The organism is Shewanella sp. AC91-MNA-CIBAN-0169 (genome assembly GCF_040310165.1).
Classification (GTDB): Bacteria; Pseudomonadota; Gammaproteobacteria; order Enterobacterales; family Shewanellaceae; genus Shewanella.
The window spans coordinates 45,513-70,757 of the sequence record NZ_JBEOPM010000014.1; the positions used below are offsets into that span (position 1 = coordinate 45,513).

Genomic DNA, 25,245 nt, shown 5'->3' on the forward strand with positions numbered 1-25,245 from the left:
CGAATGACTTCCCATTGGCAAGAGCTGTTTGAGCAACAACAATCGCAGGCATATTATCAACATTTGCAACACTTTATAGCCTCACAAAGAGCCGATAATAAAACCGTTTATCCGCCTGATGATGAAGTATTCGCGGCTTTTGATTTAACACCGCTGTCAGAGGTTAAAGTCGTGATACTGGGGCAAGACCCTTACCATGGGCCCAATCAAGCTCATGGGCTTTCTTTTTCGGTTAAAAATGGCATTAAACCGCCACCATCACTAGCGAATATCTATAAAGAATTAACCAATGATATTGAAGGCTTTGTGACTCCCGAACATGGCAATTTAACCTCTTGGGCTAAGCAAGGCGTTTTATTATTGAATACGGTATTGACGGTAGAGCAGGGGGTGGCTCATTCACATGCTAAATCTGGCTGGGAGACATTTACTAATAATGTATTGCAGCGATTAAACCAACAATCTTCGCCGATTATATTTGTGTGTTGGGGTAATCATGCTATCAAGAAAGGCCGTCTGATTACGGCTGCGCATCACCATGTATTGAACGGCCCACATCCATCGCCATTATCTGCTTACCGAGGTTTTTTTGGTTGCGGTCACTTTTCAAGTATTAATCAATTATTAATTGAACAAGGCAATCCAGCCATAAATTGGCAAGTTTGATCATAAAAAAAGGTGTGAATTGAGTATTCACACCTTTTTATGCATCAACATCAAAAAATGAATTCATGATTGATTGTGGTAGTTACTAACTAATTGTTACTAACTAATTGTTACTCACTACTGTTAATTACTATTAACTGCTGCGATTAACTGACAAATGAGCTAACGAAATGAGTGCTTGCTTGTAGTTACTGTCAGGAAAAACACTGAGTGCATCTATGGCCTTCTGTGCTTCTGCTTGAGCTTTATCCTGAGTATAAACTAATGCGCCAGACTCCTCTAACGCCACCAAAATGTCATCAATTGCTTTGGTGCCATCACTTTGCTCAATTGCATCACGAATGAGTTTTCTGGCCGTGTCAGATCCGTTTTCCATGGCATAAATTAGCGGTAATGTTGGTTTGCCTTCAGCAAGGTCATCACCGATGTTTTTACCTAGTTCGTCAGCGTTAGCAGTGTAATCCAGTAAATCATCCGTTAATTGAAAAGCTGTGCCGAGGTATTTACCGTAATCAGCTAATGCTTGTTCTTGCTCAGCGCTCACATTGGCTAAAACACCGGCTAACTGAGTTGCCGCTTCAAACAATTTTGCGGTTTTACAGTAGATCACCCGCATGTAGTTTGCTTCGGTGGTATCAGGGTCATTACAGTTCATCAACTGTAAAACTTCACCTTCGGCAAGTACGTTAGTGGTATGAGCAAGGACTTGCAGTACTTTCATGTTATCGAGCTCGGTCATCATTTGAAATGAACGAGTATACAAAAAGTCACCTACTAGTACGCTAGCACTATTACCAAATAAGGCATTGGCGGTTTCACGGCCGCGACGCAATGTCGACTCATCAACAACATCATCATGTAACAAAGACGCAGTATGGATAAACTCGATGATCGCCGCGAGTTTAAGGTGATGTTCACCTTGGTAGTCAACGGTTCGTGCGGCTAATACTGATAATAACGGACGTAAACGCTTACCACCGCCATTGATAATGTAAAAGCCTAATTGATTAATTAGGGCTACATCAGATTCAAGTTGTTTATATATCAGCTGATTGACTGCTTGCATATCAGTGTCAGCCAGTTGACGAATGGCGTTTAAATCCATAATAGTCTCTGGTTGTTGGGCGACAGGCTTGCACCCTTAATTAGTCATATCGAATTAGAGCGCATATCTTACAGGATATCAGTGCTATTTTTCAAAGTATGTATTTCCACAATTGAACATACAGAATCCTGATTTTACGATAGTTAGTAGGATTCTGACCAATTTAATTATAAAACTTAGGTATAAATTAACATGGTCATGTTAACTAAATTTTAAAGAAGGCACATTAGCTATTAATGAATAGTGTGCAGTGATGAGGTCTTTTTTATTTGATAGTGAATTAAGACTTGCCTGATGATAATTCTTCGCGTAGAATCCGCGCCCATTGTCATTAAAAGTTTTTTAGCACCTAGTCTCGTCAATAATATGAGTTAGTGTGTTAGTCATTTGGAGTAAAATAGCCATGTATGCTGTTTTTCAAAGTGGCGGAAAGCAACACCGTGTTGCTGAAGGTCATACAGTTCGTTTAGAAAAATTAGAAGTTGCTACTGGTGAAACCATAGAATTCGATCAAGTTTTGTTGATCGCTGATGGTGAAACAGTACACGTTGGAGCTCCTTTAGTTGCTGGCGGTAAAGTCGTAGCTGAAGTAGTTGGCCACGGTCGCGGCGAAAAGGTAACTATTATCAAGTTCCGTCGTCGTAAGCATCACGATAAGAAGATGGGCCACCGTCAGTGGTTCACCGAAGTTAAAATCACTGCGATTAGCGCATAATTTAGGAGTCTAACTCATGGCACATAAAAAAGCTGGCGGTAGTACTCGTAACGGCCGCGATTCGGAAAGTAAACGTCTTGGTGTTAAGCGTTTTGGTGGTGAATCAGTTCTAGCTGGTAACATTATCGTTCGTCAACGTGGTACTAAGTTCCACGCTGGTGTAAACGTAGGTATTGGTCGTGACCATACTTTGTTTGCATTAACAGACGGTAAAGTAAAGTTTCAAGTTAAAGGTCCTAATAACCGTAAGTTTATTAGCATCGAAGCTTAATTCTTTCTAAGCTAGATCTCGAAAGCCCTGCCTATGGTGGGGCTTTTGTGTTTTTTATATCATTAAACTGTTATTGATAGTTTAATGATTTTGTTTATATGCAGTAGGCGATATCGTGATGAATGCTATCTTCAGCGCTTTCCTGCAAATTCCAGTGATTTGGGATTATAATTACAGATTAAGTGGCGTCAGGAGTCAGTATGAAGTTTGTTGATGAAGCGAATATTCGCGTAGAAGCAGGTGACGGCGGAAGCGGTTGCGTGAGTTTTAGACGCGAAAAATATGTTCCAGATGGTGGTCCAGATGGTGGTGACGGTGGCGATGGCGGCAGTGTATATCTGCAAGCTAACGAAAACTTGAACACGCTGATTGATTATCGTTTTACTCGTTTTCATATGGCTGAACGTGGCACCAATGGTCGTGGCCGTGATTGTACCGGACATGGTGGTAGTGATTTGGTTCTGCAAGTACCAGTAGGTACTCGTGCTATCGATCAAGAAACAGAAGAGTCACTTGGCGATCTTACTGTAAATGGACAAAAGCTGCTTGTTGCTAAAGGTGGTTTCCACGGTTTAGGTAACACCCGTTTTAAAAGTAGTACTAACCGTGCTCCGCGCCAAAAGACATTAGGTACCCCTGGTGAAGTACGCTCAATTAAACTTGAGTTATTGTTACTTGCTGATGTGGGTTTACTAGGGATGCCAAACGCAGGTAAATCAACCTTTATCCGTTCGGTATCACGTGCGACACCTAAAGTTGCGGATTATCCGTTTACGACTTTAGTGCCAAACCTTGGTGTGGTTAATCCGCGTCCAGGCCAAAGCTTTGTAATTGCCGATATCCCAGGTCTAATTGAAGGTGCTGCTGAAGGTGCCGGCTTAGGTATTCGTTTCTTAAAGCATCTTGAACGTTGCCGTATGTTGTTACACATTATCGACATCGAACCTATTGATGGCGTAGACCCAGTTTATTCTGCTCGTGCAATTGTCGGTGAACTTGAAAAATACTCTCCAAAACTAGCGGCAAAACCGCGTTGGTTAGTGTTTAATAAAACTGATTTACTGCTAGATGAAGAGATACAAGCTAAAATCGATCGTATTGTCAAAGAGTTAGATTGGCAGGGTGATGTTTATACTATGTCAGCTTACAATCGAACTGGTACTGAAGAGCTAAGCATTAAGATGCTTGACTACATTAGAAGTTTACCGGCTATTGTGGAAGAAATTACCGCTGATGCTGACGTTGAGTTTAAATGGGATAATTACCATAGCGCTGAAGATGAAAACGCTAATGAAAATTATGATGATGACTTTGACGAAGATTTTGATGATGATGACTATGATGTAGAAGTTATCTATCAACGTTAAAGAGCTCATTTGAGGACGTCGTGTACGAAGATAGCCAAAATGAAATTACCCGCCTTGTAGTACGCTGTGCGCAGCTACTACTGGCATATGGTGCTGAGTCTGATCTCGTTGAAGAGATTAGTCAGCGCCTTGGTAAAGCACTCGGTATTGCTAGCATTGAATTATCAATATCATCCAATGCATTAGTATTAACTAGCTTGGTACACGGTAGATGCATTACCACAACCCGTCGTATTCGTGCTCATGGCATTAATATGATGGTGATTTGTGAGCTTCAACGAATTTGCATACTAGCCGAAAAAGGTATTTATGGTGCCAATGAAGTTCGTAGACGCCTCGCTCATATTTCTCCTAAAACATACCCCGCAATTGCCGTAGTTCCTATGATAGGTTTGTCGTGCGCAAGTTTCTGTCACTTATTTGATGGCGACATGATGGCATGCTTGATCACATTTTTTGCCTCAGCGGTTGGAATGATAGTACGGCTTTTTCTGGCATCTCGACATTTCAATTTATTGGTTAACTTCTCACTGACTGCATTTGTGATCACGGCTATAGCTCAAATCGGCTATCTTGGATCTATCTCCGAAACTCCTCAAGCAGCAATGGCGGCAAGCGTGTTGATGCTAGTACCAGGGTTTCCGTTGATTAATGCAATTTCGGATATGGTCAAAGGTCACATGAATGTGGGTATTTCCCGCTGGGGTCATGCAACCCTATTAACTTTAGCATCGGTTATTGGTATTACCATTGCGATGCAAATGGGAGGGATATTTTAATGTTATCCTTTCTAAGTTTATTGCTTCATGATGCCTTTTTTTCGGCGATACCTGCGGTCGGTTTTGCGATGGTGTTTAATGTCCCTAAACGCTATTTAATTTATTGTGCCATCGCAGGTGCTATTGGCCACAGCTCAAGAACTTTCTTATTACATTTTTCAATGCCAATTGAATGGGCGACATTTATCGCCGCAGCTATTGTTGGTTTGATTACTATTCAGTTTGCTAAACGTCACCTTGCTCCACCATTGATGTACGCTGTTGCTGCCATTATTCCAATGGTACCAGGAACGTATGCATTCAATACTGTCATCGCATTAATTCAACTCACAGCACAGAGTCAGGTTAGTCCCGAACTCACAGCTCAGGTCATCGTCAACGGTTTAAAAACAGTATTTATCTTAGGTGCGCTGGCGGTAGGGTTAGCGTTACCAAGTTTGCTTTACTACCGAAACAGACCAATTATTTAACCATAAGGATTTTGCTTCAATGCGTATCGCAATGATTGCCGCAATGGCCAACAATAGAGTTATAGGTAAAGACAATAAAATGCCTTGGCATTTACCTGAAGATTTACGTCACTTTAAAGCGATGACCTTGTCAAAACCTGTTGTTATGGGGCGCAAAACCTATGAGTCAATTGGTCGACCATTGCCGGGGCGCCACAATATAGTGATTAGCCGTAATAGTCAGTTGAGTATTGAAGGTGTTACCTGTGTAAAAAGTTTCGATGAAGCTATCACTGCCGCGGGTGATTGTGAAGAAATGGTGGTGATTGGTGGTGGTCAACTTTATCAACAACTATTGCCTCAAGCTGACGTATTATATCTAACGTTAATTGATGTCGATGTAGAGGGTGACACGGTATTTCCTGCCTGGGATGATGGTTCTTGGGATTTACAGAACTCAGTAACTGCAACAAACGACAAAGGATTGCAATATAGCTTTAACACTTTAGTTAAAAAGTGTTAAATTAGTCGGGTTTACCCCTGAAATTAATATGTAAAAGTGATCTAAAGCATGATCTCTATACATAGTTATATAACTATAAAATATAAAGGAGTGTCAGATGCGTCTATTGCCTGTAGCTATTGCAGCCCTGATTGCAGCATCTTTTGTGTCAGCCCCTGCTATCGCCGATACAGATCAATTAGTTGCAAATATTTGTGATTATGTGAAATCAGACGACAAAAGCCGTTTACGTAAGAAGATGAAAGAAAGTCGTGTTAAATTACGTAATGTTTATTCAGGCATTTCTTGTGATGGCAGCAGTTTATTGCGTACTGCCTACAATTCAAATGCTAATGATGTCGGTGAGTTTATCGCAAAGCGTCTACCTTCAAGTGATTTAGCTATTCCTGAGGCTGATGGCAAAACCATTCTAGATTGGGCAGCTGCTAATGGTCATGACGGTAGCCCGATTACTGCCGCGATTAAAGACCGAGTTGGTGGCTAATTCTGGCGATGTGTCATCGTTGAGTCAGTCAATGTAATTAGAAATGCCGATAAGTAATTATCGGCATTTTTTATGTCGATAATTTACCCATTAGGTTGATTAGCAATGACGGATTACATTCGCCTTATATTTATTTGTTGTTTGCTTTCAACTTTCAGCCTGCTTACTGATAACTTGCTACTTACGGCGACCTATCTGCACATCAATTTGAGTCTAAAATCCATGTTCTATTAATGCCAGACAAGCCATTGGTTTCTGGCTGGCGTTACCAATTACAATCAAGGTTACCACACGCATGAGTTGATAGTTGAAAGCGTGCTCTGTGGCTGTTCAGCGACTAGTTTAGGCATAATATTTTGCTTGTTATAAATCGATTTATTTCATTTACCATCAGAGTGTCAGTTACTCGTAATCAAATATTACAGGCAATAAAAAAGGCCCACTAAGGGCCTTTTGTGAATACTAACTTATATTGTATAGATTAAACCTTGAACTCGCGTACCGACGCTTGTAGTTCTTCAGCAAGCATCGCAACTTGCTGACTTGATTGTGCCGTTTGATCCGCACCTATTGAGGTTTCTTCTGAAATAGAGGCAATATGTTCGAGCTTTTCTGAAACTTGTTGGCTAACGATATTTTGCTCTTGGGCTGCTTGGGCAATATGGTTACCAGAATCAAAGGCTCTGTGAACTGACTTACTAATGGTCTCTAAGGCAAGATTTGATTGTTCATTCTTTTCAACACAGCTCTGTGCTTGAGTACGACCCAATTCCATCACTGCAACGGCTTCTTGCGTACCAAGTTGCAATACTTCAATCATTTGCTGAATTTCACTGGTTGAGTGTTGGGTACGTGATGCTAAGTTACGCACCTCATCAGCCACAACAGCAAAGCCTCGTCCTTGTTCTCCAGCTCTTGCAGCTTCAATAGCCGCGTTTAGCGCAAGTAAGTTAGTTTGATCTGCAATCCCACGGATCACATCTAAAATAGAGCCGATTGACGCACTATCGGAATGGACTTTATTAATAACAATACCGGCTTTAGCGACTTCTTCAGCAAGGGCAATGATGGTATTTTTGCTTTCTTCTGCAAGCGTACGCATATGCTGTGTTTCTTGGTCAGCTTGTTTAATCTCATTCAGTGCTTGATCTGCGCTCATTGATACCTGTTGTGCACTCGAGCTCAGTTCCGTGGTTGCAGCAGCAACTTGGTCCACTTGGCTCTTTTGCTCTTGAATACCGATAGTGGTTTGCGAGGTAATTGCAGAGGTTTCTTCTGCTGCAGCAGCTAACTGATTTGAGCGATCAACTATTCCAATAATAAGACTTCGTAGGCTGTCGACTAACCGGTTGCAGTTTTTGGCTAATTCTGCGAATTCATCATGGCCAGTGTCATCTAATTTATGGGTTAAATCACCTGAAGCTAGCACATTTAACGCTTTATTGACTTTCTCTAACGAGCGGGTCAATGGTTTAACAACAGCAATACTGACAATAATGGCAACGATAATGGCAGTTAATACTACCAGTAACGTTTTAATGGCTGCTGAATCAATGATTTCTAAGGCTGTGGTGCTGATATCACTCGCGAAAGTGTCGATGGCTTTTGCCAAAACAGTCATTTTCTTGTTGACGTCTTTTGCTTCGCTTTGTGTATCGATTAACTGTTTAGCGGCCGTAAACTCGTGATTTAATTGTTGTTGTTTTAGCTCGATAATTGAACCGCTGCCTTTTAGCAACTTAAATACTTTTGCACTTTCAGCGGTTAAATCTTCTAAAACTGAACTGCTGACAATACCACTGCCCTGACGACCAATATGATCTAATTTTGATGAAGCTTCGCTGACCATGTAATCGAGTTCTTTAATGATCAGGTCATATTTACTTTGTTCGGTTGAGGCCACCAAATCATAAATTGTGGTAATGATATTGATGAATGTACCATCAACTAAGCTGGCTGACGCAGCCAAACTGCGTTCAGTTTCATCTTCGCTGGTTTCTAGATCGATGATGTCTAATAAAATAGATGAAGAGTCATCTGCTGCATTTTCCAGGTTACTGCGCATTTTGAGTAACTTCTCTTGCAAGCTAAGAGCACTCTCACGCTCTACGATCATTTTTTTTGCACTCGTTTCATACACTGTGTAGCTTTTCGTTAACGCAGCTAATGGCGCAGTAAGCTGATTCTGTTTGCTTACTAAATTATTTAAGCGTGTAAGATCTTTTTCGAATGCGTTATCTAAATCAGTGAGCTTCTTTTCTATCGCTGGAATCTTTGATGAATGAGCACTGTAATAAGCGAGTAACGCTTCAATTTGCTGGGTGCTTAAGTTTTCACTTAAAATACTCGTCGATTCAAGTGCCGGTAGGCTGATCGTCTTAAGAATAGTCGTCCCGTCTTTAATACTGTTGTTGCTCAGCATGGTCACGCCACCGAGGACCATCAATAACAGTGTCACCACGGTAAAACCGCCAATGACCCTGGTCGCTACATTAATTTTCATACAGTACTCCGGCTATTATTATTTGATCCTGATTTTTATCTTGTATGTGCTATCGCATACCACGATATGAATTTATTAAAGGGCGATTGTTTCTCAGGCAAGCGTAATAAATTCTACATTTAGCTATCGGCTAAATGGTACTTTAGTTTAACGTTAAATTAACTTTTTTTGGGTAATTTTTTCATTCTTTTCAAGATGCCATAGTGTTAAATGCTCTCCCCAGCAGCAGCCAGTATCTAATGCGAGAACGTGCGGATTACTAGTTTGGCCCATTAAGGCCGCCCAGTGCCCAAATATGATGGTGTTTTGCGGTACTGTTTTTGATTCAAATTCAAACCATGGACGTAACTCGGCAGAATGCTGTTCGCTGGGTGGTGATTTACATTTAAAATCAAGACGGCCATCAAGGTGTAAAAAACGCATACGTGTTAATGCATTGATACAATAACGTAGTCTGTCAATACCGTGCAAAGATGGAGACCAGTGCTCAGAATCTTCTGTGTACATTTTGGCAATTAATGCACTTAGATAATCATTTTGCTGTAATGCAAAGCTGACTTGCTCTGCTTCATGTTCAAGGGTTGCTATATCCCATTGTGGAGGCACTCCCGCATGGGTCATGATGATATTATGTTCAGGTAAGGTTCTGACTAAAGGCTGTTGGCGGAGCCAATTGACTAAATTATCAATATCAGGAGCGTTGAGTAATTCATCAAGATGATCATGTGGATTGGCTCGTTTTAGCTTCCCGTGCAGAGCCAAAAGATGTAAGTCGTGATTGCCCAGTACCACTTTTGCTGAATCTTGTAATGATTGGAAGAAGCGAAGTGTTGCTAACGATTCAGTACCTCTGGCCACAAGATCGCCAACCGCCCAAAGTTGATCTTTGGATGGGTTAAAGGCCACCTTTTGTAGCAATAGTTGTAACTCGGAGTTACATCCCTGAACATCGCCGACAAAATAGTGTGCCATGGGTTATTGAAATATCCCAGGAACAGCAAGGCGAAAAGGTGGAATGGTCGCTAAAAAGCGCTCGCCTTTATGATTTTCCATACCATAAGATCCTTGCATAAAGCCCACCGGCGTTTCCATCACAGTGCCACTGGTATACTGGTAAGCAGTATTGGGTGCAATAGTGGGGGTTTCACCAACAACGCCAGGGCCTTTTACTTCATTCTGTTCGCCGTCAGCATCGGTGATGATCCAATGACGGTCTTTAAGAGTCACCTTATTATCACCTAAGTTGATGATGGTAATGGTATAGCTAAAAAGGTATTTATTATCGGCAGCATCGGATTGTTGTTCTAAATATTGGGTGTCGACTTTAATCTTAATAGGCGATTCAACTTGGGTCATGTTATGTCCTAAAGCAAAAGGGCATGCTCAATATGCATGCCCTTATAATTAATCTTTTTTATCACACAGCATATTAGCCATTGCCACATATTGTGGGACACTAATTTGTTCTGGCCGCAGACTTGCGTCAATTTGCAGTGTTGCAAAATCTTCGTCTGAGATTAAGGTTTTTAAATTATTACGCAAAGTCTTACGGCGCATATTAAATGCTGTCGTGACTAAGTGTCTTAATACATCGACATTTTTACACGGCCAAGGTTTGACTTCAAAAGGCAATAATCTTATCACTGCAGAATCGACTTTCGGAGCAGGAGTAAAGCTTGTTGGTGGCACTTCTAAAACGGGTACCACTTGGCAATAATATTGTGCCATCACCGTTAAACGGCCATAAGCTTTGGTGCCAGGACTTGCTGATAAGCGCAAAACCACTTCTTTTTGCAACATAAAATGCATCGTTTCTATTTGTTCAGCAAACTCAAACAAATGGAACATCAGTGGCGTTGAAATATTGTAAGGAAGGTTACCAAACACTTTCATTTTCTTGCCAGGCTGTTGCAACTGACCAAAATCAAACTGTAATGCATCACCTTGGTGAATGGTCAGTTTGTCTTTAAGTATTGGGTGATATTGTAAGCGTTTCACCAAGTCACGATCTAATTCAACAACGGTTAAGTTATCAATCATATCTGCAACAGGTTCAGTTAATGCACCTAAACCAGGTCCAATTTCAACCATTACATGATCATTATCAGGTGCAATAGCGCCTACGATGCTGCTAATCACGCCTTGGTCGGTTAAGAAGTTTTGTCCAAAACGCTTTCTGGCCGTGTGGCCTAAATGTACTTTATTACTCATTAAAATGGGTTACTTACTTTTTGAGGCCAATTCGATGGCTTTGTTTAATGCACAGGTAAAACTGCCGCAATCCGCTTTACCACTGCCGGCCAATTCTAGCGCGGTGCCGTGATCGACTGAGGTGCGAATATAAGGTAAACCTAAGGTGATATTGACCGACTTGCCAAAACCTAATGATTTAAGCACAGGTAATCCTTGGTCATGATACATAGCTAATACCACGTCAGCTTGTTCGAGATACTTAGGCTGGAATAAGGTATCGGCTGGCAACGGGCCAACAATATCCATGCCTTGTTCTCGTAACTCGTTGAGCGCAGGTATGATGGTATCGATTTCTTCACGGCCTAAATGGCCGTCTTCTCCTGCGTGTGGATTGAGTCCACACACATAAATTTTGGGTGAGCCTAAACCAAATTTACTGACCAATTCACGATGCAAAATGCTAATAATGTGATGTAGTCTGTCGCGGGTAATGGCTTTTGCAACGTAAGCTAATGGAATATGTGTGGTCATTAGTGCCACTTGTAACCCTGGAGCTGCAAGCATCATGACGACATCTGCACAATTAGCTTGTAGTGCAAAAAATTCGGTATGACCGCTAAATGGAATACCTGCTTGGTTAATAATGCCTTTGTGCACAGGACCGGTAACGACCGCGTCGAATTCATTCGACATATTTTTTTCACCGGCGTAGCGCAAAGTTTCTACTACATAAGCGCTGTTAGCTTCATTCAGTACACCACACTCAACTTCTTCTGCTACTGCAAAAGGAGCAATGGTTAATGTGCCTGCTGTTTGCGGCTTCGGTGGTTGCGATGGTTGATAAGGCCTGAGTTGTAAAGGCAGTCCAAGCATTTTTGCTCGTGTCATGAGCAAATTTTGGTCGGCACAAACAACTAACTCAACAGGCCAGGCCTGTTGAGCGAGTTTGATGACTAAGTCGGGACCAATACTTGCTGGTTCGCCGGGAGTGATGGCAATACGTTTAGTCATTAATTTTGCTTAGCCTCGTTTGCTTTCTGGCTCAACGATTTCGATATACGCTTCTGAACGCATTTCGTCTAACCAGTTTTGTAGCTCTTCATTAAACTTACGACGGAAGATTAATTGATGAGCACGGTTACTGTTAAATTGTTCGGTTGCATCAGTTTTACGGCGCGATTCAAGTTGCACTACATGCCAGCCATGAGTTGTTCGGAAAGGCTCACTGTATTGGCCTTCCTGAAGACTGGCTAATGTTTGCGTAAACTCTGGCACATACATGCTTGGGTCTGCCCAACCTAACTCACCACCTTTAGCTGCAGAACCTGGATCTTCAGAGTACTGAGTGGCTAATTTAGCAAAATCTGCGTCACCTGCACGAACTTGAGTCAAAAAGTTAGCTAACATCGCTTTTGCGCGATCTTCCGATAATATCGGCGATGGCTTTAACAGGATATGGCGTGATTTTACTTCTTCAACTTCTTGGGTTTGTAAACCACGAGTGTCGACTACTTTAATAATATGGAAGCCTGAACCCGATTTAATCGGACCGATTATGTCACCTTTTTTGGCGTTACTGATAACTTCAGCAAACAAGGTTGGCATTTCGTTAATGTTCATAAAGTCCCAAATCCCGCCTTCTAACGCTTTAGGACCTGATGAAGACGCAATAGCGGTACTACGGAAATCGTCGCCATTATTTAAACGTTTAAGCACGATTTCTGCACGGCGGCTAGCACTTTCAAGTTGTTCGCTCGTTGGGTTGCTTGGTATTTCAATCAGAATGTGACCAATTTGAAACTCAACATCTTTTAAGCCTTGCTCTTGAATTAATTTCACTAAGCCACTAATTTCTTGTGGTGAAACCTGAATACGGCGTTGCACTTGAATACGCTGAATTTCACCTAGAGTGACTTCTTGACGTAACTGTTCGCGATATTGGCTAAAGCTCGTACCTTCGCTTTCAATAGTTTGTTGCATTTGCGCAACGGTGACTTTTTGTTCTTTAGCTATGTTTTCAATCGTTTGGTCTAATTGTAAATCACCAATCTGCAAGCCGATACGTTCAGCCATTTGCATTTGCAAGTGAGTTAAAATGAGACGTTCGATAACCTGGGTACGTAAGGCATCATCAGACGGTAATGTTTGTTTAGCTGCTTTAGCATTGGCTTTAACAGTTGAAACCATGTTGGTGATTTCACTCTCAAGAATGATGCCATCATTAATTTGTACTGATACGCGATCTAATGGCATTGGCGCAGCAACACTGGTGTTACTCATAGCTAATGCTAGTAATGCAAAAATTATTTTTTTACTGTGTTTCATCCACAAAATCCTTGGCACATTCGATTCAATATAAACTGGCAATACATCGCCAAAATAAGGTTACTACTTCATACTCAACAGCATGTTTGTTGTTATTGGACTATGAGTTTGTCGCTAGGTTCAGCAATCTATCACAAAAGAATGCTAATTCCTCAAGTAAAGTGGTTTACGGTAGTTAAATAAGCCTTCATTTAACATGTCGTCTACCCCTAACGGACCTGATCCGCCTAAGCCTTTAATGACAAAGTTTAGGTAAACACCGCTTTCAAACTCTTCGCGTCCGTCAACGCTTTCTGATAAATCATCATCGTAGTTGGTTTTGATACGATAATGATAACTTAAGCGCAATGCCCAGCAACATGACTCGTATTGTACGCCAGTGTAAGTTTCAATATTACGAGATTCATTGAGGTCGTAATAGTAGTTACCGACAAAATATAAGTTGTCACTAATAGGCCACGATGTGCGCACGCCTGCTTGGGAAATATCAACTTGATCATTGGTGTTGGTATTTAATAAGTCGGGTACATAACGGTAGCTTAACTGCAATAATCGGTCGCTACTTGGGCGATAATCCAAAGTGATTTCATTCTTTTTGTTTTCACCCGTTTCAGTGTCGTGTTGTACTGAACCACTCACAAACCAATCGTTGTATAACTGGGCATCTAATTCAGCCGCTAATACCGATGTTGACTGGGTTGTTTCTTCGAAAGCATCGTCAATACTGACTTTAGAGTTTTCCAAATACATGATTTGCCCCACGCTAAACTTGAGTTTTTCGCGGTTAGTTTGATCAAACAAACGAGTGGTAAAACCTAAGGTAAATTGGTTGGCATCAGCAACACGGTCTAAGCCTGAGTATTGGCGATCGCGGAACAGACCATAATAGTCTTCTTGTAATTGTGCGGTGTCATAAATACCAATATTGGATTGGTCTTCATAGCCGACATAAAGATATTGAATCTGAGGTTCAAGGGTTTGACGGTATTGTTCATCAAACAATTGGGTTGCTCGCTCAAAATTCACCTGACCGTGTAAACGCGCTTGAGGAATCGTACGGCTTATACTGTCGTCTAATGTTGAGTCTTCGTCGATGTTTTGCTGCCAATACTGAGTTTGCAGTAATTTAACTTCACTGGTAAATGAACCTGCTGGTCCTTGTATTGGCCAAATTAAGCTAGGCACTAAATGTAAGCGGGTAGCGGTATTATATTCATTATCTTGATGACGGAAATTGGTCAGTTCTGAATTAAATTTAAAGTCGATAGAGTTAAAAATGTCTGCAGAACGATAATTAAAGTTTAGCTGTGGCATCACTTGATACGGTTTTTCATCTTCACCGAGCACTTTAATGTCTTGCACGCGCATGTTGAAGTCCCAGTCGCGTTCAAAATAACTGGCTTCACCGATCCGTGATAACTGGTTGTCGGTTGACTGATTAACGTCGGAATTTAAATCGTTGAAATAATTGTTATCAGACACATCGGTATAGTCTGATCTTACTCGCCAGTTTTTGTTGACTGCGCCTTGATGGCTCCAGTGATACAAATAACGGTCAGCATTAGAGGTTAGCTTACTGTCGCTACCTAAATATTCGACATTGAACTGGCCATTTTGCTGTTCGCCAGCGAGATAGCGAAATTCCGTTTTGGTATACAACCCACGCGAAGACATGAAGTCCGGGGTGAAAGTTAAGTCAAACTCTGGGGCGATATTCCAATAATACGGGGTGCTAACTTCTACACCGTTAGTGGTGCTGGTACTAAAACTTGGGAATAAGAAGCCGGTTTTACGCTTATCTGATACAGGCACTGTCATATACGGAATATATAATACTGGGATGTTGGCAATACGCAGCTTGGCATTCCAAATTTCACCCCATTCTTCTTTGCTGTCAATTTTGATCATATCGGCTTCAAGTAACCATGATTCATCACCAGGAGGGCAGGTAGTGAAGTTGGTTTTTGTTAGCAATAGATTATTGTCTGAAGTTATCTGCAGTTTTTCTGCATCGCCATGTACTTGTTGCCCATGTAGCCAATACTGAGCCCCTTTTAAGGTGGCGTTATTCGTGCTCATTTGGGCTTCTAAGGTATCTGCTGTGACGGTAAATAACTCATCTTTAAAGATAAGGTTACCTTCTGCATTTAAGCGTTGTTGTTTTTGATCTAATACCGCATTGTCAGCAGCGATATGGCGAAGTCCCTGGCTGAAACTCACATCACCCGAAAACTCAGCTTGGTTATTGTAAGCAACGGCAGAGTGATCGCTAATGATAACAATTTGATCGTCTGATATGCCGGTTAATGCTGCACGGTCTTCGAATGAACGAGACACAGGCGGAGCAACAACGCATTGCAATGAAGGCGCTTCTGTCGTTGTAGGCTCATCGGCCAACACGATATTTGGGAGTAGGCTTAGTGCCAGAAAATAACGGATCTGCATTGTTGTCAATAATTTATGAATTCTGATTCCGGAAAGTTTTGGAGAGAAAAAGATACTCAGCTAGATGAAACATTCCATTCTTTAGCTGTTTCCAAATGTTATGCTGGCTATAATAAAGCAATTTTTCGTTAAGAGCCATTGAGATGATTTTATCTGACCCAAGATTTGTCGCGTTAAGTAACTGGTTATACCAATATTTCGGCGATAAAGTTGCCATTAACTTGATCTGCGGCGACGCCAGTTTTCGACGCTATTTTCGTCTTCATCATCAAGGTATTGATTACATTGTTTCAGATTCACCGATCGACTTAGTGCCCATCGCGCCATTTGTGGCAATGGCCAAGGCTTATAAACATGCAGGCTTACTGGTACCCGAAGTGCTTGCAACCTGCGAAGACTATGGTTTTGTCTTACAAACTGATGTAGGCGAATTACAACTTTTGTCGGTGCTGAATAAAGACAATGTGAGCGACTATTATAAGCAGGCATTAAACTTATTGCCGGTCATTGCCACGGTAACGGAAACCGAAGATGGACCGTTAGCTGATTACGATGACGTTTTTGTGGCAAGAGAATTAGCTATTTTTGTCGATTGGTTACTAAAAGAGCATTTAGATTACGCATTGACGGATAATGAGCAACAAATGATTGCGGCTACGTTTGCAGCCTTAACCGACAATGCACTGGCGCAGCCAAAAGTGGGCATGCATCGTGATTACCATAGCCGTAATTTACTGATAAATGATCAAGCGTTAGCGGTGATTGACTTTCAAGATGCAGTGCATGGGCCAGTGACTTATGATGCGGTATCATTGCTGCGCGATTGTTACGTGCGTTGGCCAGATGATATCGTTAATCACTTGATGAGATATCATTATCAGCTCGCTATAGATCACCAATTAATGGATGAAAATGTTGATTACGCTACTTATACCCAGTGGCTTGATTTAATGGGATTACAACGTCATATCAAAGCTGCGGGTATTTTTGCGCGGTTATATCATCGTGACGGTAAGCGCGGTTATCTGGCTGATATTCCATTAACCTTGCAATATGTCGCAGATATTGGGATGAAATACCCACAAATTACCGATTTTAGTCTGTGGGTTCACAGGGTGATTTTACCGTTAGTAAACCACAAAAATACTAATGAGGCGGTAAGCGAAGCATGAAAGCGATGATACTGGCAGCAGGACGCGGGGAGCGTTTGCGCCCGTTAACAGACTCCTTACCTAAACCATTAGTGAGCGTTGCAGGTAAACCTTTAATTGAATATCACTTAGAAAAGCTCGCGTTAATTGGCGTGACTGAGGTTGTGATCAATCAAGCTTGGTTAGGACATAAGTTACCTGAAATGCTAGGTGATGGGAGTCGATGGGGTTTGCAGATTAACTATAGCGAAGAAACCACGGCGTTAGAAACCGCTGGGGGTATCAAGCAAGCATTACCTTGGTTGGGGGACGAACCTTTTTTGGTGATCAATGGTGATATTTTTATCGATCACTTGCCCGACATCAGCTTGGCTTATCAACGCGTTTGCCAAGGTGAAGCACAAGCTTTTTTGTGGTTAGTGGATAATCCAGAACATCATCCACAGGGCGATTTTGCTATTGATGCCCAAGGTCAATTAACCTTGAGCGATGAACAAAGGTTAACGTTTGCTGGACTGGGGATTTATCATCCTCAATTATTTAGCCTGTTGCCTGAAGGTAAACAGGCTTTGGGGCCTTTGCTTAAACAAGCCATTGGCCAGCAACAAATACAAGGTGAGTATTTTGATGCTTATTGGTGCGATGTCGGCACACTTGAGCGTCTGGATAAATTACAGCGCCGGTTAGTTGATATAGAGACTCAGTTACCGCTTTAAGCTACGCCTTTGATAATGGCTAGCTGTTTATTAATTATTAACCGTAGTGGAAAACAACATGCGAATTTGGGGTAAAGTTTTTGGATTTATCATTGGGTATATGTTCGGGCGTTTCTTTGGTGCAATTTTAGGATTATGGTTAGGCCATGCTTTCGATAGGCGCCAAGGGTTAACCTCGATAATGCGTAAAGGCAGTGAACGTCAGGCGATGTTTTTTAATTCAACATTTGCCGTAATGGGCCATGTTGCTAAAGCGTCAGGGCGAGTGACTGAAACCGATATTCGTATAGCGACCATGTTAATGGATCAAATGAAGTTGTCTGGTCAGTCACGTATCGATGCGCAAACGGCTTTTCGTCAAGGCCGCCAAGCTGATTTTGATTTGCTAAAGCAGCTAGAACTGTTTCGACAAGCCACTCAAGGACGAGTCGAGTTAGCGCAAATGTTCTTGGAAATCCAAATTCAAACAGCCTTGGCCGATGGTGAATTACATGCCAATGAAAAGCAAATATTGTCGGTTATTGCCACTAAGCTTGGCCTTGCTGCACAACTGGATGCTTTACTGGCACGTTGGCAAGCTGAGTTTAGTCATCATCAGTCGCCACAAGGTAATAAAATGCCGCTTACTGATGCCTATGTGCTACTTGGCGTGCAAGAATCTGCGAGTGATCAAGACGTAAAACGAACTTACCGTAAGTTGATGAATGAACATCATCCAGACAAGCTTGTGGCTAAAGGCTTACCTGAAGAGATGATGGAATTAGCCAACACCAAAGCACAAGATATTCAAGCCGCTTACGAGCGCATTAAAACCTCTAGAGGAATGCGTTAGCGCAAGCCAGTAACGTATTTTTGTAAACAATGGAATGGGGCAATAAATGAAAATAGTGGTATTAGATGGTTATACACTTAATCCGGGTGATTTGAGTTGGCAAGCGCTTGAGGCTTTAGGCGAATGTGATATTTACGACCATACCACACTCGAACAAATCGTCAGTCGCTGCCAAGGTGCACACATCGTGCTGACCAATAAAACGCTATTGAGTGCCGCGACCTTAAAGCAACTGCCCGCATTAAGCTATATCGGTGTTCTTGCCACAGGAACCAATGTGGTCGATGTTGATGCAGCAACAGCGCAGGGTATTGTTGTCACTAATATTCCTGCTTATGGTCCTGATGCCGTAGCACAAATGGTGTTTGCCCATATTTTACATCATAAGCAACAAGTTGCCTTACATGACCAAGCCGTAAAACAAGGACAATGGGTAACGCAACGAGATTTTTGTTTTACCTTATCACCCTTAACCTCATTAAAAGGCCTCACGCTGGGTGTGGTAGGTTATGGTGATATTGGCCAACAGGTTGCCAATTTAGGTGTCGCGTTTGGCATGAAAGTGTTGATTACCAGTGCTAAACCTAAAACCAATTTACCTGATGCTATTCAATGGTGTGAACGCGACATCCTGCTTCAACAAGCCGATATTATTTCGCTGCATTGTCCGCTGAGTACAGCAACCAAATACATGATCAATAGCGACAGTTTACGCTTACTTAAACCGGGTTGTTTATTAGTGAATACCGCCCGTGGCGATTTGATTAATGAAAATGATCTCGCTCAATGGCTTAACAATGGTAATGGCTTTGCGGCAGTTGACGTGTTATCCACTGAGCCGCCAAGTAGCAATAATCCGTTACTTAGTGCAGCCAACATTACTATCACGCCGCATATTGCATGGGCGACATTACAAGCTAGACAAAATCTACTTAATATTGCGCTTGAAAATGTTCTCTATTTTCAACAAGGTAAAATGTTGAATAGAATTAACGGCTAAAGCTATCACTAAACCAACCACTTTTAACCTGTTTAGTCTCGAGTTTAAAGCTTAGATTAAAATTTAGAGTTTAGAGTTTAGAGTTTAGAGTTTAGAGTTTAGAGCTTAGAGTTTAGAGTTTAGAGTTTATAACTTAGATATAGTGCTGGGTGTTTAGATCTGTCATTTATAGCGTTCGATTAACACTCACAACTAGAGCGGATAACGACACATGTCACTATGGAAAGTCCTGTTTGATTTTGTTGATAAAGAACGTAGCAGATTTGATAATGTGCGCCACGATACCCATGCGCTGCAATTTGAAATTGAATCAAATATTCATTTTATTGTGGATGGTTTGGCGCAACAACTCAGTGCAGCCGACATTATCAAGGGGCTAGAAACCCAAGCGTTCGATAAAGCGATACTGTCGGGATTACATATTAGTCAGGCTAAGTTAGTACCGCGAACTATTGAGGGTTATAAAGAGTTCGATAAATACCTAGGTGAGCCAAGCGGCGTGTTGATTAAAAAACTGTACATAAAAATAACGGTACTGAAAAAACTGATTCACGCGGGTAAGCTTGATCAAGATCTTAAACTTAAAGCGCTGTTTCGTTTGCTAATGTTAGTCCACTTTCACTTAGCAGATAAACCACTGCCTAAACCAATGCCAACAGTAAAAAACTAAGCCGCAGATACTCCACGGCTTAGTTCATCGATATTCAGCTAGGTGACAGAACAATATCCTGTGACGTTAAAATAATATCCTGTGACGTTAAAACAGTATCTTGATATGACTGGCAACGGTTTTCGCTTTTTCGACTGCTTGTTCTACCGAGTTATCGCGGGCTAGCGCGACACCTAAGCGGCGGCGGCCATCAATGTCTGGCTTACCAAATAAGCGTAATTGGGTATCGGCGGGCGCTAAGGCTGCCGCCATGCCTTGGTAACGGATATTGGTGGATGTGCCTTCAGCAAGGATCACGGCAGAAGCACTCGGACCATGCTGTACTATATTGCTTATCGGTAAGCCTAAAATTGCACGAACATGCAAGGCAAATTCAGATAAATCCTGGCTGATTAAAGTCACTAAACCTGTATCGTGTGGCCTTGGCGACACTTCAGAAAAATACACGTCATCACCACGAATAAATAGCTCAACACCAAAGAGTCCATACCCGCCTAATGCCTCAACAACTCGTTGGCTCATGGCTTGTGCCTTGTGTAATATCTCCGCCGACATCGCCTGCGGTTGCCATGATTCACGATAATCACCATCTTCTTGTCTATGGCCAATTGGGTCGCAAAAGTGGATGCCATTTATGGCGCTAATCGTCAGTAAGGTAATTTCGTAATCAAACGGAATAAAGGCTTCAACAATCACTCGGCCTTGGCCAGCTCGGCCACCTTCTTGGGCGTAAGCCCATGCTTGCTGAATGGTTTGTGCTGACTTAATCACACTCTGGCCTTTACCAGACGAACTCATCACAGGCTTAACCACACATGGAATACCAATGTCGGTAACCGCCTGTTCAAATTCAGCTAGGGTGTCACAGAAAAAGTACTTTGATGTTGGTATCGCTAAGGTTTCTGCCGCAAGTCGGCGTATGCCCTCACGGTCCATAGTGAGTTTGGCTGCGTTAGCGGTTGGCACCACATGTAAACCTTGCTGTTCTAGTTCCACTAACGTTTGGGTGGCAATAGCTTCAATCTCAGGGATCACTAAATCCGGCTTTTCAAGCTCGATAACTGCTTTTAATGCTTTTGCATCCAGCATGTTAATCACATGAAAACGATGGGCAATTTGCATTGCTGGGGCATTGGGGTAGCGATCAACTCCGATAACTTCAATTCCGTAACGTTGTAGCTCAATGGCAACTTCTTTGCCGAGTTCACCGCAACCTAATAGCATCGCCTTAATCGTGCCAGAAGTATTTGCTGTGCCAAATGTAGTAGCAATAGACATGGTATTTTACAGCCTCTGTGTAGGGATATTCTTATATGCCGAACAGTGTAACGAGATGAGGTATTAAAAATCCAATATAAAATGCACTAATTGGCTAAAAACGCCTGTATTTCGAGGTTTTTTGTGATGAAAGATTGTATTTAATTACGATAAGTCTAGATGTATCGGTGTGTAGAAGTGTCGTTGTTGAAAGCACCAAATGTGAGTGGGTAAGTGTCATAACACTATAGTGTTGTATTAGAGGGTGCTGACTCAAAAGAGTAAGTTAAAAAAGCCAACATTATTGGATTAATGTTGGCTAGATTCTATTTGAATTTGGCGTTAACTAAGGTTTAACGAGTAACTCAGCAGCGGTTAAAATTAGCTCTGGCGCAGGGCGAACCTTGTAGTTTGGATTCACATATTGAAAATGAATTAAACCACTTTTATCTGCCAAATAGACAGCTGGCACGGGTAACACTAAGCGTTTTTCACCTGCTGGGGTAGTAAACAGTTCATTGGTTACCGCTAAACTGGCAGTATATTTTTTAGTGATATCTGCACTGGTGTAATAGGCTAAACCAAATGCTTGCGATGCCGCCATTGAGGTGTCAGACAGCAATAAATAATCGAGTTCTTGTTTATTCATCGACGCGCGCATCTTTTCTGGCGTGTCTGGTGAAATACCCACTAACTGGAAACCCATTTCAAGCAATTTAGGTTCAATTGCTTTTAGCTGACCCATTTGCGAATTACAAAATGGACACCAACCGCCACGGTAAAAGAAGAATATCGTCGGCTTTTGCGCCACAAGTTTACTGAGTTCAACCGCTTTACCATCAACATCTTGCAGGGTTATTGCTGGTATCTGGTGGCCATTGAGCAGTGGCATGACATTGTTCTCGTCACTGGCAATAGGCTTAGCCACACTGGCTAAACTGGTTAACGTAAGTGCAGTGGCAATAAGCAGAGTTTTTAACATGATAAGTCCTTATAGAGTAATGTCCCGACTAAAGTAGACCTCATAATCACACAATTAATTTCATTCAAACACAAAAAAAGCGCCTAAGCGCTTTTTTCTATTACCATTAACTCTTTCGAGTTGAGTTATTTAATCTTTTTGTATTTAACCGTGCTGCTGACTTTACCCACTTTAACACGACGTCCGTCCATGTTTTTCTCAGCAATCATCTGGGCGCCAGCGTTATCACCACGTTGTTGTTTTTTAGCAAAACTACGGCGCTTTTCAATCTGCTTAAGCAGTACTTCACGGCTACCCACTTCATAACCCGGTACTGTGACTCGACGAATTGGCTGACCGATTAGCTTTTCAATATCAGCTAAGGTGCGTTCTTCTTCGCGGCTCACAAACGAAATTGCCACACCGGTTTTACCTGCACGACCTGTACGGCCAATACGGTGGACGTAATCTTCGGCTAAAAATGGTAAATCGTAGTTAACAACGTATTCAAGATTTTTAATATCAAGGCCACGAGCGGCGACTTCGGTGGCCACTAATACGCGAATTTTACCTTCAACAAATTCACGTAACGCACGACGACGGCTGCCTTGTGCTTTCTCACCATGAACCACACCCGATGGAATACCATCTAAGTTAAGCTCTTTGACCAATTTGTCTGCAGCGTCACGAGTCGCGGTAAACACCAACACCTGTTGCCAGTTTTTGGTACCAATAAGTTCAGATATTAATTCACGCTTACGACGCTGCTCTACTGGATATACCACCTGGCTAACGGTGTCGGCAGTAGTATTTTGTTTATCAACAGTAATCACTTTAGGCTTTTCAAGCATGTCATTCGCTAGCTTTTTAACCTCAGAAGAGAAGGTCGCAGAGAACAGCATGTTTTGACGCTTTTTGTTTACTGCTTGGAGAATCTTTTTAATGTCAGCACTAAAGCCCATATCAAGCATACGGTCGGCTTCATCGAGTACTAAAAACTCAACATTCGACAAACTTAAGTTACACGCCACAATGTGTTCAAGTAAACGACCTGGTGTAGCAACAATAACGTCGGCACCGCGTTTAAGTTTTTGTGATTGGGTCTCTATTTTAACGCCACCATAAATGGTTAATACCGTTAAATTAAGATGCTTACTGTAAGCGCTAATGTTGTCTGCAACCTGTGCGGCAAGCTCACGAGTTGGAGTCAGAATTAAAGTACGAGTGTTAGACGGCATCGTCTCTTTTGGGTTATCACACATTCTTTGTAATATAGGCAGCGCAAATGCTGCTGTTTTACCCGTGCCTGTTTGAGCGCTTGCTAGGACATCTTCACCACGACGGATCGCCGGTATCGCTTGTTGTTGAATTGGCGTCATAGATTGATAACCGCACTCAGCGATCGCGCGTAATATTTCTGGGGCGAAGCTAAAAGATTCGAATTTCATGGTGCGGTTCCTGTATGTACATCAAAACAAAGCGATTTAGTTGCAACAAGCTAAGTTAGCTGCACAAGGTCAATCTAGAGTATTTGGGCCTATAGCCATTGTTAATGGCAGATATCATGCTTAACTGGGTTGATTAACGTCTTAGGATAGTTGAAAAACGTTAAGCTTGAATGATACACCCCATTGAGTGCCATCGATAAGCGGCCGCGGAGTATAACAAACTTTTGTTTAAATCCTGAACTTTATCTGTGTCTAACGATAAGATTTTTTAGTGGAGAATTGTTTAGATGATATGGCGTGATAGCAATGGCATTTACAGCACCTTGAGTGTGGGTCAGATAAATCACATTTGGACAGAAGTGCGTTAGAACTAAAGCACTAAATTATAAGTTTCACATTACAATAAGAATGGCGTAGCTCGAAAACACCAGGGATACAGCAAGCGCTGAGTAATGAGTATCTGAAAAAAGCAGGACTATATTCACTAAGAGATGGATGGATCGCAGTTCATTATCCTAACCAGAAAGCTAGTTAGGAGCTCTAAATGAACGGCCCTGTGCAGAGCCGCATACAGGGTGGTGTGGGGGCTGGAGGCTAGATACCTCCGGCTACCCGATTATGTTTCGTTATCTTTGCGCTTATTAGCTATTTTCCAGCCATATAGACACGCGATAAGCATACCTAATGCACCTAATAAAGAACCAATATCATTTTGTGATATAGAAAATAAGCCTAACAAAATAGAACTAACACCAAGTAAAACGCATCCTGTTTTGAGAATATTTGGACTAAATAAACCGCCACCACTTCGAGGTTTATTAAAAACCAACCTGTAACTCAATTTAACAAACCAATAAGAGCATAGCGCTAAAGCTAACGAACCCAAAACACTTGAATAGCCAAAAGATGCATTAGAAACAATAAGACCAATTAATGCTGCAAAAATTAGAGCAATTAATAGAACAATTAAACCAATAAAGATCTCCAATCCTCTACCTGATGATTGCTCGTAAAAGTTCATGTGACTCCAGAAACATAACGTTTTAGTATTTATGCGTTGCACTATTTGCAAGGTATAAATCGCTTGTTGGACTTGGCCGATGCCACATCCATATTAATCGGTATGTTTTATGCTATAGGAATTTACTTTTTTGCGGTAGTGGTTTTTGTACAACCTTTAGGCTAATTATCTGTTCTGATTATTCCTTTTAAGGTGGGGTTGATGATGTTTAATCTTTTTCATTGATCGATTATTGCCTTGCGCCTGGTATACCTCACTGACAAGGAATGGGGCAAAACCAAGTTAGCTTTTAACTTAACATTCGTACCAAATGAAGCCAAATCGAAGAGATAGAATGACCTTGTGTAGATGCGACTGAGGGTAT

25 protein-coding genes are annotated in these 25,245 nt (G+C 41.8%); 13 read left to right on the forward strand and 12 right to left on the reverse strand.

Translation table 11 applies throughout. The features are described 5' to 3' along the window. Positions 1-3: 3 nt before the first annotated feature. A complete protein-coding gene (gene ung / locus AAEY98_RS13130) occupies positions 4-666 on the forward strand; it encodes a uracil-DNA glycosylase (RefSeq protein WP_351017456.1) in 663 nt (220 codons plus the stop codon). Between the two features lie 133 nt (positions 667-799). On the opposite strand, the gene ispB is transcribed toward ung, so the two are convergent. Then, the gene (ispB, locus tag AAEY98_RS13135; protein WP_162023753.1) at positions 800-1,771 is read right to left on the reverse strand and encodes an octaprenyl diphosphate synthase; all 972 of its coding nucleotides are present in this window, start codon (positions 1,769-1,771) and stop codon (positions 800-802) included. A 403-nt stretch (positions 1,772-2,174) separates the two neighbouring features. On the opposite strand from ispB, the gene rplU reads away from it, so the two are divergent. The 7 genes from rplU (at position 2,175) to AAEY98_RS13170 (ending at position 6,359) form a co-directional block, all read left to right on the forward strand. After that, entirely contained in the window at positions 2,175-2,486 is a 312-nt protein-coding gene (gene rplU, locus AAEY98_RS13140) for a 50S ribosomal protein L21 (RefSeq protein ID WP_101088747.1), read from the forward strand. A 16-nt stretch (positions 2,487-2,502) separates the two neighbouring features. After that, the gene (gene rpmA, locus AAEY98_RS13145) at positions 2,503-2,757 is read left to right on the forward strand and encodes a 50S ribosomal protein L27 (protein WP_011638531.1); all 255 of its coding nucleotides are present in this window, start codon (positions 2,503-2,505) and stop codon (positions 2,755-2,757) included. A 200-nt stretch (positions 2,758-2,957) separates the two neighbouring features. Next, positions 2,958-4,124: an Obg family GTPase CgtA gene (cgtA, locus tag AAEY98_RS13150; protein WP_011638530.1), complete on the forward strand. Its 1,167-nt coding sequence runs from the start codon at positions 2,958-2,960 to the stop codon at positions 4,122-4,124. 20 nt (positions 4,125-4,144) lie between these two features. Beyond that, on the forward strand, positions 4,145-4,903 hold the full coding sequence (locus AAEY98_RS13155) for a threonine/serine exporter family protein (RefSeq protein ID WP_101088748.1): 759 nt from the start codon (positions 4,145-4,147) through the stop codon (positions 4,901-4,903). Beyond that, a complete protein-coding gene (locus tag AAEY98_RS13160; RefSeq protein ID WP_101088749.1) occupies positions 4,903-5,373 on the forward strand; it encodes a threonine/serine exporter family protein in 471 nt (156 codons plus the stop codon). Before AAEY98_RS13155 ends, AAEY98_RS13160 begins: the two co-directional genes overlap by 1 nt. Before the next feature lie 19 nt (positions 5,374-5,392). Next, positions 5,393-5,875, forward strand: a complete 483-nt coding sequence (folA, locus tag AAEY98_RS13165) for a type 3 dihydrofolate reductase (RefSeq protein WP_101088750.1) — start codon at positions 5,393-5,395, stop codon at positions 5,873-5,875. Between the two features lie 97 nt (positions 5,876-5,972). Further along, complete coding sequence (locus AAEY98_RS13170; protein ID WP_101088751.1) at positions 5,973-6,359, forward strand: DUF3718 domain-containing protein; 387 nt, start codon at positions 5,973-5,975, stop codon at positions 6,357-6,359. Positions 6,360-6,840: 481 nt separating this feature from the next. Here the strand turns inward: AAEY98_RS13170 and AAEY98_RS13175 are convergent, their stop codons facing one another. The 7 genes from AAEY98_RS13175 to lptD form a co-directional block, all read right to left on the reverse strand. Further along, positions 6,841-8,862 (reverse strand): methyl-accepting chemotaxis protein, encoded by a 2,022-nt coding sequence (locus tag AAEY98_RS13175; RefSeq protein ID WP_351017460.1) that lies wholly within the window; start codon positions 8,860-8,862, stop codon positions 6,841-6,843. A 153-nt stretch (positions 8,863-9,015) separates the two neighbouring features. Beyond that, the gene (locus AAEY98_RS13180) at positions 9,016-9,834 is read right to left on the reverse strand and encodes a symmetrical bis(5'-nucleosyl)-tetraphosphatase (protein WP_351017463.1); all 819 of its coding nucleotides are present in this window, start codon (positions 9,832-9,834) and stop codon (positions 9,016-9,018) included. Between the two features lie 3 nt (positions 9,835-9,837). Then, complete coding sequence (gene apaG, locus AAEY98_RS13185; protein ID WP_101088754.1) at positions 9,838-10,218, reverse strand: Co2+/Mg2+ efflux facilitator ApaG/CorD; 381 nt, start codon at positions 10,216-10,218, stop codon at positions 9,838-9,840. A 48-nt stretch (positions 10,219-10,266) separates the two neighbouring features. Continuing rightward, positions 10,267-11,073 (reverse strand): 16S rRNA (adenine(1518)-N(6)/adenine(1519)-N(6))-dimethyltransferase RsmA, encoded by an 807-nt coding sequence (rsmA, locus tag AAEY98_RS13190; RefSeq protein WP_182744170.1) that lies wholly within the window; start codon positions 11,071-11,073, stop codon positions 10,267-10,269. 9 nt (positions 11,074-11,082) lie between these two features. Further along, entirely contained in the window at positions 11,083-12,066 is a 984-nt protein-coding gene (gene pdxA / locus AAEY98_RS13195) for a 4-hydroxythreonine-4-phosphate dehydrogenase PdxA (RefSeq protein WP_162023751.1), read from the reverse strand. A gap of 9 nt (positions 12,067-12,075) precedes the next feature. Further along, positions 12,076-13,380, reverse strand: coding sequence for a peptidylprolyl isomerase SurA (gene surA, locus AAEY98_RS13200; RefSeq protein ID WP_101088757.1), 1,305 nt, complete (start codon positions 13,378-13,380; stop codon positions 12,076-12,078). Positions 13,381-13,524: 144 nt separating this feature from the next. Beyond that, entirely contained in the window at positions 13,525-15,825 is a 2,301-nt protein-coding gene (gene lptD, locus AAEY98_RS13205) for an LPS assembly protein LptD (RefSeq protein WP_162023750.1), read from the reverse strand. Positions 15,826-15,968: 143 nt separating this feature from the next. Here lptD and AAEY98_RS13210 point away from each other — a divergent pair, with 143 nt between their 5' ends. The 5 genes from AAEY98_RS13210 (at position 15,969) to AAEY98_RS13230 (ending at position 20,194) form a co-directional block, all read left to right on the forward strand. After that, on the forward strand, positions 15,969-16,997 hold the full coding sequence (locus AAEY98_RS13210) for an aminoglycoside phosphotransferase family protein (RefSeq protein WP_351017467.1): 1,029 nt from the start codon (positions 15,969-15,971) through the stop codon (positions 16,995-16,997). After that, positions 16,994-17,692: an N-acetylmuramate alpha-1-phosphate uridylyltransferase MurU gene (murU, locus tag AAEY98_RS13215; protein ID WP_351017470.1), complete on the forward strand. Its 699-nt coding sequence runs from the start codon at positions 16,994-16,996 to the stop codon at positions 17,690-17,692. The genes AAEY98_RS13210 and murU overlap by 4 nt, the downstream gene beginning before the upstream one ends. A gap of 58 nt (positions 17,693-17,750) precedes the next feature. Beyond that, positions 17,751-18,524, forward strand: a complete 774-nt coding sequence (gene djlA, locus AAEY98_RS13220) for a co-chaperone DjlA (RefSeq protein ID WP_011638516.1) — start codon at positions 17,751-17,753, stop codon at positions 18,522-18,524. A gap of 46 nt (positions 18,525-18,570) precedes the next feature. Continuing rightward, positions 18,571-19,524, forward strand: coding sequence for a D-2-hydroxyacid dehydrogenase (locus tag AAEY98_RS13225; RefSeq protein ID WP_182744173.1), 954 nt, complete (start codon positions 18,571-18,573; stop codon positions 19,522-19,524). 211 nt (positions 19,525-19,735) lie between these two features. Next, a complete protein-coding gene (locus tag AAEY98_RS13230; RefSeq protein WP_102035786.1) occupies positions 19,736-20,194 on the forward strand; it encodes a hypothetical protein in 459 nt (152 codons plus the stop codon). An 87-nt stretch (positions 20,195-20,281) separates the two neighbouring features. Here AAEY98_RS13230 and purT read toward each other — a convergent pair whose 3' ends face one another. The 4 genes from purT to AAEY98_RS13250 all read right to left on the reverse strand — a co-directional run bounded on the left by purT (position 20,282) and on the right by AAEY98_RS13250 (position 24,881). Continuing rightward, positions 20,282-21,472: a formate-dependent phosphoribosylglycinamide formyltransferase gene (gene purT / locus AAEY98_RS13235; protein WP_351017474.1), complete on the reverse strand. Its 1,191-nt coding sequence runs from the start codon at positions 21,470-21,472 to the stop codon at positions 20,282-20,284. A 325-nt stretch (positions 21,473-21,797) separates the two neighbouring features. After that, positions 21,798-22,433, reverse strand: a complete 636-nt coding sequence (locus AAEY98_RS13240; RefSeq protein ID WP_182744176.1) for a peroxiredoxin-like family protein — start codon at positions 22,431-22,433, stop codon at positions 21,798-21,800. Between the two features lie 125 nt (positions 22,434-22,558). After that, a complete protein-coding gene (locus AAEY98_RS13245; protein WP_059744719.1) occupies positions 22,559-23,860 on the reverse strand; it encodes a DEAD/DEAH box helicase in 1,302 nt (433 codons plus the stop codon). 616 nt (positions 23,861-24,476) lie between these two features. After that, the gene (locus AAEY98_RS13250) at positions 24,477-24,881 is read right to left on the reverse strand and encodes a hypothetical protein (RefSeq protein ID WP_351017477.1); all 405 of its coding nucleotides are present in this window, start codon (positions 24,879-24,881) and stop codon (positions 24,477-24,479) included. Positions 24,882-25,245 lie beyond the last annotated feature (364 nt).